Raw genomic sequence first — 11,554 nt, forward strand, 5'->3', positions numbered from 1 at the left:
TCCTGACCCCGATGACGGCAGCGAAACGAACCAACGATCCCGAAGGCGTGCGCAGGCGCATCGTCGACAGCGCCTATGAGGCCTTCACCCGCCACGGCTATCTCGCCACGGGGATGCTCGAGATCCGGGAGAAGGCCGCGGTGTCGGGCGGCGCCATGGCGCATCATTTCCCCGCCAAGCGCGCGCTCGGGCTCGCGGTGATCCAGGACCGCGTGACGCAGGCGGTGATGCAGACGTGGATCGCGCCACTGGACGCCCATGCCGACGCGCCATCCGCGATCGACGCGATCTTTGGCGCGATCATCGGGGAGTTGACGGCCAAGCGCGCCGTGTCTGGCTGCCCATTGAACAACATGGCGATGGAGATCTCGGCGCATGATGCCGACATGCGCGTCGCGCTCGGCGCGATCTTCGCGCAATGGCATCAGGCGCTGCGGGCGAAGTTCTATGCCGACGTGCTCGCCGGCCGCGCCCGCGACCTGCATCCGGACAGCCTCGCGACGCTGGTCATCGCCGCCTATTCCGGCGCGATGGCGATGGCCAAGGCGCGGCAGGACGCGATCCCGCTCGCCGATGCCCGGGCCGAGCTGGCGGCGCTTCTCGCCGCCAAGTATCGCGGCGCAACGTCGGCAGGTTGACGCGCGTCATCGCCCGAACTAATCGAGCCCGCGCTCGCGGCTGAGCCGCACCATCTCGTCGATGAAGATCTGCTTCTGCTTGTCGTCGAGACTGGTGAACAGCGGCTCCGCCGCGTCGGAGACGGCGCGCTGGTCGGCGGCGCGGTCGACCAGGAACTGCGCCTCGTTGCGCATCTGCTCGATGATGTCGTCGGGCGGATCACGCTTGGCGCGGGCGATGCGCAGGTTCAGGCGATCGGCGCCATTGCGGCCGAGCGCGTGCATCGCGTTGGCGAACGGCCCCCAATTCTTCGCCTGTTCTTCGGTCAGATTGAGGCCGGTCTTCAGGCGCTCGACATTGGCGTCGCTGTTGGCGACGATCTGCTCGGCGGTGAGCTGAGGCACGCCCGGCTGGGTCAGCATCGGCGCGGCCTTCGCGACCTTGGTGGCCTTGGCTTTGCTCGCCCCCTTGGCGTCCTTCGCCTTCGGGGCGTCCGGCGGCGGCGGCGCCGGCTGTGCGCTCGGCTGGCCGGTGTTTCCGGTGAACGCGCCGGTGACGCCCGTGACGACGCCGACCACGCCGCCAATCGCACCGCCGAGCACGCCACCCACCGGGCCTGCCGCCTTGTTGCCTTCGCGGGCGCCCTGCTCGACTCCCTTGAACAGTCCCTGCGCGTCAACCTGACGCGGCAGCGACATGACGCTCAGCATCAGCAGCACCGCTGCTGCGGCGCAAAGATTGCGGCGCACCGTTTGTCTCCATCGGCTGGTCGTCATCGTCTTCCGCTCCCTGCCGACACGCCAAGAGGTGGCTGTCGAAATCATCAGCATGTCTCCGAGTCGGCTGAATTCTAGCGTTGCCGCAACGCGCAAGTCCATCTGCCGCGGCAGATCTACCGATCAGCAGGACGCGGCGACCGCCGTGTTCACGCATTGGCACGGCGGCCTCGCATTGCAGCGCCTCATCGCTGCAGAGCAAACAACATTGCCCTCCTATGCACGCCATGAGTTCTAAGTTCCACCTCACCTGATTTCTCGACAGCCGCGCGCAATTCTGCTCTGATTGCATTCAAGCGAAATCCACGCGCGCATGACGCGACGCAATAACTAACAAATCGGATTCGCACCTAACAACGCTTGGCTCACCAGGGAGGGAACGCCATGTCACGGAGGAAGCTGAACCGCCGACAATTCGTTGCTGCGACCGCTGCCACCTCGGCGGTCATGATTGCCGCACCCTATGTGCGCGGCGCCTATGCCGCCGGCAAGCTCTCGATGGGGTTCTGGGATCACTGGGTGCCCGGCGCCAACCAGGCCTCCACCGACCTGGTCAATGAGTGGGCCGCAAAGGAAAAGGTCGAGGTCTCGATCGACTACATCACCAGCCAGGGCAAGAAGATCGAGCTGACCATCGCCGCCGAAGCCGCGGCGAAGTCGGGCCACGACCTGATCGCGATGCCGACCTGGTGGCCGCACGCCCATGCCGAGCTGCTCGAGCCCGTCAACGACATCATGGGGCCGATCATCAAGGAGAACGGCGAGGTCAACGGCACCGTCAAATATCTCGGCCAGTCCGGCGGCAAATGGCTGGCGGTGCCGGCCTGCGTCGGCAGCCAGATCAAGGGCCCCTGCACCCGCATCGACCTGATGAAGAAGCATGCCGGCATCGACGTGCAGGAGCTGTATCCGGCCGGCAGCGCGCCGAAGGCCGATAGCTGGAACACGGAGACCTTCCTGAAAGCGGCGGAAGCCTGCCAGAAGGCCGGCGTTCCCTTCGGCATCGGCCTTGGCGAAACCACCGACAGCGTCGATTCCGCCGGCGCGTTCTTCCAGGCCTTCGGAGCCGAGCTGGTAAACGCCAAGGGCGATGTCACGGTGAAGACCGACGCCGTGCGCCAGGCGCTCGAATTCTACAAGCGGCTGATCGCGGCGCTGCCGCCGGATGTGGCCTCGTGGGACGACGCCTCCAACAACAAATGGCTGGTCTCCGGCAAGGGCGCGATGATCATGAACCCGCCGAGCGCCTGGGCGGTGGCCAAGCGCGACGCGCCGCAGATCGCCGAGCAGTGCTGGACGCACGGCTTCCCGGCCGGACCGAAGGGCCGCTTTGCGCCGTTCCTGCCGTACTTCTGGAGCATCTGGTCGTTCTCCAAGAACAAGGAGGCGGCCAAGAGCCTGATCGTGCACCTGTCGAAGCCGTCATCGATCGAGAAGATGGTGGAGGCGAGCGGCGGCTACGATCTGCCGGCCTATGAGAAGCTGACGACGCTGAAGATCTGGCAGGAGCAGGGTCCGCCGAAGGGGACGCTCTATCACTACCCCAACCCCTACAATCACCAGACCCTGTCGATCGCGGCCTCCCCTGCTCCACCCAAGATCGCGCAGCAGATCTACGCCCAGGCGACCATGACCAAGATGTGCCTGCGCTACGCCCAGGGCGAGAAGATGGAAACCACCCTCGCCTGGGCCGAGGGCGAGTGCGAAGGCTTCATGCGCAGCTGAGTGCGCTCCTGCATCACGGCGGCCCGCCGCGCGCGGGCCGCCACTCCCAGCACCGTCTTTCAGCCCGCCTGTGAAGCCCGGCCCGCGGCCGGACGCGCCACGAGGAGCCTGCTCTCATGGTTGATGCCGCCATCGGCGAAGAGTCCATTGCCCGCCCCCGCAGGGCCGCCAGCCGCAGAGGCCTGCGCAATGCGCTGAAGCGAAAATCGACCACAGCCTTCCTGCTGACGCTGCCGCTGATCCTGCTGATTGCGCTCTTGGTCGTTTATCCCGCGATCTATTCGGTGCATCTGGCGACCTTGAACAAGTCGATGCAGCGCTTCGTCGGCTTCGGCAATTTCGAGTTCCTGTTCAAGCGCGACACGTTCTGGCTGGTCGTCAAGCAGTCTTGCATCTTCGCGATCACCGCGGTGGTGTTCAAGGCGCTGATCGGCTTCATCGTCGCGCATTTCGTCCACAACATCCCGGCCAAGGGCCAGCGCAAATGGCGCGGCATGCTGCTGGTGCCCTGGGTGATCCCGCCGGCCATGAGCACGCTCGCCTGGCTGTGGCTGTTCGACCCGTCCTACAGCGCCTTCAACTACACGCTGGCGTTCTTCGGCATCGGCCCGATCCCGTGGACCGGAGATGCCGCCTGGGCGCGCTTCTCGGTGATCCTGGTCAATGTCTGGTACGGCGCGCCGTTCTTCATGATCATGTACCTGGCGGCGCTGAAATCCGTCCCCGACCAGCTCTACGAGGCCGCCGCGATCGACGGCGCCAATTGGTGGCAGCGGATCTGGTATGTGACCCTGCCGATGATGCGCAACATCATCGCCATCACCACACTGTTCTCGCTGATCGTCACCTTCGCCAACTTCGACATCGTCCGCATCCTCACCGCCGGCGGCCCGCTCGACAAGACGCACATCTTCGCGACCTGGGCGTTCCGCGTCGGCATCGAGGGCAGCGACATCCCGCTCGGCGCCAGCGTCTCGCTGTTCATGGTGCCGATCCTGGCGGTCGCGGCGATCTTCATCCTGCGCGACGTCAACAAGCGGGGGAACGAATCCTGATGAGCACGATGACCGTCGACAAGGCCGGCCCGACCCGCAATGTGAAGTACGGCTCGATGAGCCGCGACCGCGCCTGGGCGCTCCGCTGGTCGTATTTTTTCCTGACGCTGTTTGCGATCTTCTCGCTGGTGCCGCCGCTCTACATGCTGATCACCTCGCTGAAGGGCAGCGCCGAGATCTCGGCCGCGACCAATCCGTGGTGGGTGTTCCATCCGACGCTGGAGAATTACATCGGGCTCTTGACCTCGAACCAGTTCCTGCGGTTCTTCTTCAACTCGGCGATGGTCTCGATCATCGTCGTGATCATCACCATGCTGATCAGCATTCCCGCGGCGTTTGCGCTGTCGCGGATGAAGTTCTGGGGCTCGGCGACGCTCGCCACCGGCGTGTTCCTGACCTACCTGATCCCGGACAGCCTGCTCTTCATCCCGCTGTTCAAGATGTTCGCGCTGATCGGCGACGTCACCGGCATCCAGCTCATCAATCGCTGGTACGTGCTGCTGTTCATCTATCCGACCCTGACGGTGCCGTTCTGCACCTGGATCATGATCGGCTATTTCGCCTCGATCCCGAAGGAGCTGGATGAAGCTGCGATCATCGATGGCGCCTCCTGGCTGCAGACCTTGACGCGGATCTTCATCCCGGTCGCCCTGCCCGGCCTGATCGCCGCGACGATCTTCGCCTTCACCGTCTCCTGGGCGCAGTTCCTGTATCCGCTGGTGTTCACGACCTCGGCCGACCAGCTGGTGCTGCCGGTCGGCATCGTCACTACCCTGATCAAGGGTGACGTCTTCAACTGGGGGCAGATCATGACCGGCGCGCTGCTCGGGGCAGCGCCGCCGCTGATCATCTACGCGTTCCTGATGGACTATTACATCGCCGGCCTCACCGCCGGCGCGACCAAAGGCTGATGACGGGGGTTGATCTGATATGGCTGAAGTGAGCTTGCGCAAGGTCGTGAAGCGTTACGACGAGGTCGAGGCGGTCCGCGGCATTGATCTGGATATCGCCGACCATGAGTTCGTCGTGCTGGTCGGACCAAGCGGCTGCGGCAAGTCGACGACATTGCGGATGATTGCGGGACTGGAGGACATCTCCGATGGCGACATCTCGATCGGCGGCGACGTCGTCAACGACGTCCCGCCGAAGGACCGCGACATCGCGATGGTGTTCCAGAACTACGCGCTCTACCCGCACATGACGGTCGCCGAGAACATGTCGTTCGGGCTGCGCCTGAAGCACTACCCTAAGGCCGAGATCAAGAGCCGCGTCGCGGAGGCCGCGCGCATGCTTGACATCGCCGACCTCGTCGACCGCAAGCCGAAGCAGCTCTCCGGCGGCCAGCGGCAGCGCGTCGCGATGGGCCGCGCCATCGTGCGCAATCCAAAAGTGTTCCTGTTCGACGAGCCGCTGTCCAATCTCGACGCCAAGCTGCGCGTGCAGATGCGCATCGAGATCAAGAAGGTGCACCAGAAGGTGCGCACCACGACCGTCTACGTCACCCATGACCAGGTCGAGGCGATGACCCTGGCGGATCGCGTGGTCGTCATGAACAAGGGCCGCATCGAGCAGATCGGCACGCCGACCGAGCTCTATCACAACCCGGCGACGCGCTTCGTCGCCGGCTTCATCGGCTCGCCGGCGATGAACTTCGTGCCGTGCCGTCTGGAAGAGGCCAACGGCCAGTTGCACATCCGCCTCACCGACCGCATCAGCTTCCCGCTGCCGCCGGCGCGCGCGGCGCGCTATCAATCCGTGTCGCGGAATGACCGGCTGCTGCTCGGCATCCGGCCGGAGCACATCACCGAAACCCGGCCGCACGCCGAGCCCGGTCTCGAGCCGTTCGAGGCGATGCTCGACGTCACCGAGCCGATGGGCATGGAGACGCTGGTCTACTTCGCCCTCAACGAGACGCCGGTGTGCGGACGGGTCAGCCCCAATGCCGGCGCGCGGGATGGCAGCCCCCTGCGTATGGCAATGGACCTCAACAACATGCACCTGCTAAACGAGGCTTCAGGACTCGTCATCTGACGAGCATAAGAAGCTTCAAGGGCAGGACATGACCACCAGGACGGCAACCAACAAGAACAAGATCCTCGTCACGGAATCCTTCTCGGCTAGGGGGCGCGCGCTGCTCGCGGCGCGCGACGACGTCGAGATGATCGAATTCCCCAACATGATCTCGGCGGCGGATTTTTCCGACCTGTTGAAGTCCCACGCGCCGGTTCACGGCGTCGCGCTCGGCGCGACGCGCTTCGGCGAGCCGGAACTCGTTGCCGCCGGCGACATGAAGGTGGTGACGCGCATCGGCGTCGGCTTCGATGCGGTCGACGTCCCGGCCCTCTCGCGACACAAGGTGCCGCTGATGGTGGCGGGCACCGCGAACTCGCCCTCGGTCGCCGAGCAGGCGCTGTTCATGATGCTGACGCTCGCCAAGCGCGCCAGCGAGATGCATGCGATGGTGAAGGACGGCACCTGGGGCTCCCGCCTCGGCGTGCTGCCGTTCGACCTCTACGGTAAGACTGTGCTGATCATCGGCTTCGGCCGCATCGGCACCCGCACCGCCAAGCGCTGCCTGGCGATGGAGATGCAGGTGCTGGTGTACGACCCCTACAAGCCGGCCGCCGAGATCACCGCCGCCGGCTGCGAGCCGGTCGCCGATCTCGACGCCGCGCTGCCGCGTGCCGATTTCGTCAGCATCCACTGCCCGAAGACGCCGGAGACCATCGGCCTGTTCAACGCCGCGCGCCTCAGGCTGATGAAGCCCACGGCCTATCTGATCAACACCGCGCGCGGCGGCCTGATCGACGAAGCCGCTCTGTACGACGCGCTGTCCTCGGGCCGGCTCGCCGGCGCTGGACTCGACGTGTTCGAGCAGGAGCCGCCGCCGGTCGGCCACGCGCTGCATGCGCTGCCCAACGTGATCATGGCGCCCCACGTCGCCGGCGTCACCCGCGAGGCCGTCGATCGCATGAGCGAGCAGACCGCGCGCAATATCCTGAGCGTCCTCGACGGCGATCCGATCCGGCAGAACGTGATCAATCAGGACGTGCTGTAGGCACGGCTGCGCGCGTCGCGCACGAGACCACGCCTGCGCGTCCTCGCGCGCAGGTGTCGGGTTCCCGTCACTGGCCTGTGGAGTTGTTTCTCCACCGCGTTGTTGTCAAACTTTTAACGTATTGTTGCATCTCGCCGAGATTTGGCTACAACTGTGACTGTCGACGCGGGTCTTTTCGCGCGCCGGTAGGAATAGAGGCGATCATGAGTGTGGCCACCGAGCACGCCCTCGCAACGATAGCGAGCATCCTCGACAAGCCGGAGTCCGTGAAGGGCGACGAGCGAGCGGCTGCACCTGCCGCGGGCGGTAGCGCGAAGAAGAACGTGGCGACCGTCGTGCCGTTCGATCAGGCCGACGGCTACACCAAGGTCGGCCCCGGCCCCATCTCCGCGATCCGCTTCCGCTGGACCGCGCGCCGCGGCGAGGATGGCTACTATGTCGACGAGACCGTCGGCCCGACGTCGATCGCCGTGAGCAGCGGACCGATGTCGGCCGAGGCCGCCATCAAGATGGTCGATACCCGCGCCCACGAAGCCGTCGAGCGATTCGAGCTGCTGAAGAGCGAGATGATCGGTAAGGGGCCGGCCCGGAGATAGTCCGCGGCGGGCGTGACGGCTTGGCTCGCTCCTCTCTCCTGGCCTGATGAAAGGGGCCGGCTTCTCCCAGCGACGCCCCGCGACAGCCTCTCGTCCCGCGCGCCGACCTCGGCTAAGACTGATCCAGTCTGTTCAAGCGAGGTCGTTCGAGATGGGACTTTTGAATCGCGCGCTTGCCGCGCTCACCGCTGTTGCAATGGTCGTTGGGCTCTGTGGCGCGGCGGCTGCCGACCAGCCCTCCCGCCTCGACGAGATCCTCCAGCGCGGCGCGCTCCGGGTCGGCATGACCGGCGACTACAAGCCCTTCACCTATCTCGACAAGGCCACCGGCAAGTTTTCCGGCTTCGACGTCGACATGGCTGAGGCGCTTGGCAAGGCGCTCGGGGTCAAGGTGGAATTCGTGCCCACCAGCTGGCCGCAACTGATGAAGGATTTCGAGGCCGACAAGTTCGACGTCGCGATGGGCGGCGTCTCGATCACGCTCGACCGCCAGAAGAAGGGCTACTTCTCCACCCCGATCATGCGCGAGGGCAAGACCCCGATCGCCCGTTGCAGCGACACCTCGAAATTCCAGACGCTCGCCGACATCGACAAGCCCGGCACCCGCGTGGTCGTCAATCCCGGCGGCACGAACGAGCGCTTTGCCCGCGCCAACATCAAGGCCGCCGACATCCGCGTCCACAACGACAACACCACCATCTTTGAGGAGATCGCCAAGGGCGACGCCGATTTGATGATGACCGACGCCTCGGAGACCCGCTACCAGCAGAAGCTGCACCCCGGCGTGCTCTGCGCCGTCCACCCCGACAAGCCGTTCGACTTTTCCGAGAAGGCTTACTGGCTGCAGCGCGACGTCGCACTGAAGGCGTTCGTCGACCAGTGGCTGCACATCTCGATGGAAAACGGCAGCTATCAGGCTGTCTACAAGGCTTGGTTCGACTGACCGGACTCCGGGTTGAGACTGATCGTCGGTCGGGCGCGGACCACGCTCATGTGCATGAGATCGGAAAGACGTATCCAGATACATCCAAGCGTCCTACATCTCGGAGCTCGTTAGCGACCTGTTAACCCTAACTGTGTCCCATCTTCCTCAGCACGACTGAGGAGTCGCTGGGCGAGATGGGACTGAACTCGGGTGCTTGGGGCTGTTTGCTCGCGGGAGGGCTGCTGATGACGTCTCACGCGGCGCTGGCGCAGCAATGCCAGTCCACCGGCACCAATCAGACCTGCACCAATTCGCTTGCCCTGACTGGAAGCGCCACCGGGCTGCAGGATAACGCGACGGCGACGGTCACCAATAGTGGCGGAGCCAGCATCTCCGGCAGCGCCGCAGCCGGCTTCGGCCTGAGTGCCCAGACTGCCAATGTGACCAATTTCGGGACTATTTCCGGCTCCGGCCAGCAAGCACAGGGAGTGACCACAGGTGCGAACGCCACGGTGGTCAATGCTGGCGCCATCACCGGGATCTCGACGCTCGGCGGCACGCTGGGCTACGGCATCAATGCCGGCAATGACGGCTTCGTCGCCAACTCGGGCACGATCGCCGGCATCACAGGCGCCAACGGACTGGGTTTCGCCATCATCGCTTTCGGGAACGCCAATGTGACGAACTCCGGCACGATCTCGGGCAGTTCGGGCGAAAACGGCTCCAGCTACGGCGTATTAGGTGGTCGGGACGTACGCCTCGTCAACTCGGGCTCGCTGCTGAGCAGTAGCACCGGCCAGAACGGCTCTGCCATCGCGGTCCGCGGCGTCAACAACGTTGACGTCAGCAATTCGGGCCGCCTCGCGAGCAGCGGCGGCGACGGCAGCCAGGCCTTCGGTGTGCTGTCCGATCTCGGCGATCTGCGGATCGCGAATTCCGGCACCCTGACGGCCATGGTCGGCGCCTCCGGCCAGGCCAGTGGTGTGGTGGCGATTGGTGGCGCGGCGAATGTGACGAACTCCGGCATCATCGCCGTGACCGGGGGGACTTCCGGCTTCGGCATCCAGTCCGGGCAGGACGCCACCCTCGCCAACTCCGGCAGCATTGTCGTCAGCAGCGACCAGCAGGCCATTGGCCTCCTCACCGGCGGCAACGCCACGGTGACCAATTCCGGCACAATCACGGCGGTCGCCGGCGGGGCGGGCAGCGGCATCGGTATCTCCGCCGGCAACAATGCCGCCATCGTCAACTCCGGTACTATCATCGGCGTCACTCCGCAGGGTAGCCAGGGCTTTGGCATCCAGGCCAGCGGCACGGCCAATGTCACCAACTCCGGCGAGATCTCCGGCAGCCTGGCCGCGCTGCAGTTTGCCGGCGGCGCCGACACCCTCACCGTTCTGCGCGGCTCGCGCATCATCGGGGCGATCAACCTCGGCGGCGGCGGCGACACCGTCAATTTCCGCGGTGGCAACCACAACCTCACCTTCGACACGCTGGCCGGGGCGACCGTGACCGGCACCACGCCCTTCGTGGTCTCCGGCAACCGGGCCGTCGCGATCGATCCAACCTCGTTTGCGTCCACGGGACGCACCTTGAACGACTTCAGCCGCGGCGTCTCTGACGCTGTGCCGGTCTTCACCGGAAGCCGCGCGACGGGTGGCGCACCGCTGGGGTTCGCCGCGCCCGAAGCGTCCTCCCGCATCGACGATGCCTTCGCTGCGATGTCGGGGCTCTCGGCCTATGCCAGCCCCGGCATGGCCTACAAGAATCCCACCGTGGTCTACGGCGACGGTAGCGCTGTCTGGGGCCGCGGCTTCGGCGGCCAGCGCATCCAGCAGCAGGACGGCGTGCTGCCGCGCACGACCAACCTGTTCTATGGCGGCATGATCGGTGGCGACTGGCAGGCCGGTTCCGGCTTGCGGCTTGGCGCCTTCCTGGGCGGCGGCCAGACCCGCAGCTCGGCCGATTTCAACTTCGGCACCACCAACGCCGATCTCGTGTTCGGTGGCGCCTATGCGCGCTACGACCTCGGCGCCTCGTTCCTGAATGCGGCCGTGCAGGCGGGCGGCTCACGCAACACGGCGAGCCGGACCATCAACAACAACCTCGTCGCCGGCGGGCTGGAGACGGCGGCCGCTAACTTCAACGGCTGGTATGTCAGCCCGGAGGCGACGTTCGGCCACCGCTGGGGGCTCGGCAGCCTTGGCGGCGCCACCTACACGCTGACGCCGTCGTTCCGGCTGCGCTATCTCTACGGCTCCTATGCCGGCTACACCGAGACCGGCACCACCGCGCCGCTGACGGTGAACGGCCAGACCGTGAGCCTGCTCGAGGAGCGCGGCGAGATGAAGCTGACCCGCAGCGTCGTATTCGCGCCGACCGACGTGCTCTCGACCAGCATCACCGCAGGCCTGCTCGGCACCCATAAGGTCGGCAGCAATACGGTCAACGCGTCCCTGCTCGGCCAAGCCATCCCCTTCGCGATCCCCGGCCAGTCCAACGTCTGGGGCGGCTTCGGCGGCCTCGGGCTGGAATGGCAGAGCCGCAACGTGACCCTGTTCTCGGCCGCCGAATATCTGGCGTTGTCGGACCGCTCGAACGTCGTCAGCGGCCGCGCGGGGCTGCGCGTTTCGTTCTGAGGCGCGACGCCATCCTGGCGTCGTCACACCTCGCGCGGTCGGATGATCTCGCGAGACGTGCTCGAGAACTTCACAAGCTTCAGCGCCTGACCGACCGGGTTGATCCCTGACATTTTGAACCGGGCTGACTCCTGACAGTATTCGATCACTGCTGGCTTGTCT

At 65.5% G+C, this 11,554-nt stretch carries 11 protein-coding genes; 10 read left to right on the plus strand and 1 reads right to left on the minus strand.

The features are described from left to right. Positions 1–11 precede the first annotated feature (11 nt). On the plus strand, positions 12–638 hold the full coding sequence (locus ACQR1Y_RS34500; RefSeq protein ID WP_434880105.1) for a TetR/AcrR family transcriptional regulator: 627 nt from the start codon (positions 12–14) through the stop codon (positions 636–638). Positions 639–656: 18 nt separating this feature from the next. Here ACQR1Y_RS34500 and ACQR1Y_RS34505 read toward each other — a convergent pair whose 3' ends face one another. Further along, a complete protein-coding gene (locus ACQR1Y_RS34505) occupies positions 657–1,328 on the minus strand; it encodes a Spy/CpxP family protein refolding chaperone (protein ID WP_434894335.1) in 672 nt (223 codons plus the stop codon). Here ACQR1Y_RS34505 and ACQR1Y_RS34510 point away from each other — a divergent pair. The 9 genes from ACQR1Y_RS34510 to ACQR1Y_RS34550 all read left to right on the plus strand — a co-directional run bounded on the left by ACQR1Y_RS34510 (position 1,315) and on the right by ACQR1Y_RS34550 (position 11,392). Continuing rightward, positions 1,315–1,632 (plus strand): hypothetical protein, encoded by a 318-nt coding sequence (locus tag ACQR1Y_RS34510; protein ID WP_434894336.1) that lies wholly within the window; start codon positions 1,315–1,317, stop codon positions 1,630–1,632. The two genes, ACQR1Y_RS34505 and ACQR1Y_RS34510, sit on opposite strands and share 14 nt — an antisense overlap. Before the next feature lie 146 nt (positions 1,633–1,778). After that, complete coding sequence (locus tag ACQR1Y_RS34515) at positions 1,779–3,119, plus strand: ABC transporter substrate-binding protein (RefSeq protein WP_434880103.1); 1,341 nt, start codon at positions 1,779–1,781, stop codon at positions 3,117–3,119. A 116-nt stretch (positions 3,120–3,235) separates the two neighbouring features. Beyond that, complete coding sequence (locus ACQR1Y_RS34520) at positions 3,236–4,174, plus strand: carbohydrate ABC transporter permease (RefSeq protein WP_434858799.1); 939 nt, start codon at positions 3,236–3,238, stop codon at positions 4,172–4,174. After that, positions 4,174–5,085 (plus strand): carbohydrate ABC transporter permease, encoded by a 912-nt coding sequence (locus ACQR1Y_RS34525; RefSeq protein ID WP_434880102.1) that lies wholly within the window; start codon positions 4,174–4,176, stop codon positions 5,083–5,085. Before ACQR1Y_RS34520 ends, ACQR1Y_RS34525 begins: the two co-directional genes overlap by 1 nt. Before the next feature lie 19 nt (positions 5,086–5,104). Next, the gene (locus ACQR1Y_RS34530) at positions 5,105–6,205 is read left to right on the plus strand and encodes an ABC transporter ATP-binding protein (RefSeq protein WP_434858797.1); all 1,101 of its coding nucleotides are present in this window, start codon (positions 5,105–5,107) and stop codon (positions 6,203–6,205) included. 28 nt (positions 6,206–6,233) lie between these two features. Continuing rightward, positions 6,234–7,232 (plus strand): hydroxyacid dehydrogenase, encoded by a 999-nt coding sequence (locus ACQR1Y_RS34535; protein WP_434880101.1) that lies wholly within the window; start codon positions 6,234–6,236, stop codon positions 7,230–7,232. A gap of 203 nt (positions 7,233–7,435) precedes the next feature. Further along, positions 7,436–7,828 (plus strand): hypothetical protein, encoded by a 393-nt coding sequence (locus ACQR1Y_RS34540; RefSeq protein WP_434880100.1) that lies wholly within the window; start codon positions 7,436–7,438, stop codon positions 7,826–7,828. A 151-nt stretch (positions 7,829–7,979) separates the two neighbouring features. Then, on the plus strand, positions 7,980–8,771 hold the full coding sequence (locus ACQR1Y_RS34545) for a transporter substrate-binding domain-containing protein (protein WP_434880099.1): 792 nt from the start codon (positions 7,980–7,982) through the stop codon (positions 8,769–8,771). A gap of 227 nt (positions 8,772–8,998) precedes the next feature. Continuing rightward, entirely contained in the window at positions 8,999–11,392 is a 2,394-nt protein-coding gene (locus ACQR1Y_RS34550; protein ID WP_434880098.1) for an autotransporter outer membrane beta-barrel domain-containing protein, read from the plus strand. Positions 11,393–11,554 lie beyond the last annotated feature (162 nt).

Source organism: Bradyrhizobium sp. HKCCYLRH3099, assembly GCF_051167855.1.
In the GTDB taxonomy this organism is placed as follows: Bacteria; Pseudomonadota; Alphaproteobacteria; order Rhizobiales; family Xanthobacteraceae; genus Bradyrhizobium.

Coding starts and splice junctions, on each gene's coding strand:
- ACQR1Y_RS34500 (WP_434880105.1), top strand. CDS start 12: ATGACGGCAGCGAAACGAACCAACGATCCCGAAGGCGTGCGCAGGCGC.
- ACQR1Y_RS34510 (WP_434894336.1), top strand. CDS start 1,315: ATGACGCTCAGCATCAGCAGCACCGCTGCTGCGGCGCAAAGATTGCGG.
- ACQR1Y_RS34505 (WP_434894335.1), bottom strand. CDS start 1,328: ATGCTGAGCGTCATGTCGCTGCCGCGTCAGGTTGACGCGCAGGGACTG.
- ACQR1Y_RS34515 (WP_434880103.1), top strand. CDS start 1,779: ATGTCACGGAGGAAGCTGAACCGCCGACAATTCGTTGCTGCGACCGCT.
- ACQR1Y_RS34520 (WP_434858799.1), top strand. CDS start 3,236: ATGGTTGATGCCGCCATCGGCGAAGAGTCCATTGCCCGCCCCCGCAGG.
- ACQR1Y_RS34525 (WP_434880102.1), top strand. CDS start 4,174: ATGAGCACGATGACCGTCGACAAGGCCGGCCCGACCCGCAATGTGAAG.
- ACQR1Y_RS34530 (WP_434858797.1), top strand. CDS start 5,105: ATGGCTGAAGTGAGCTTGCGCAAGGTCGTGAAGCGTTACGACGAGGTC.
- ACQR1Y_RS34535 (WP_434880101.1), top strand. CDS start 6,234: ATGACCACCAGGACGGCAACCAACAAGAACAAGATCCTCGTCACGGAA.
- ACQR1Y_RS34540 (WP_434880100.1), top strand. CDS start 7,436: ATGAGTGTGGCCACCGAGCACGCCCTCGCAACGATAGCGAGCATCCTC.
- ACQR1Y_RS34545 (WP_434880099.1), top strand. CDS start 7,980: ATGGGACTTTTGAATCGCGCGCTTGCCGCGCTCACCGCTGTTGCAATG.
- ACQR1Y_RS34550 (WP_434880098.1), top strand. CDS start 8,999: ATGACGTCTCACGCGGCGCTGGCGCAGCAATGCCAGTCCACCGGCACC.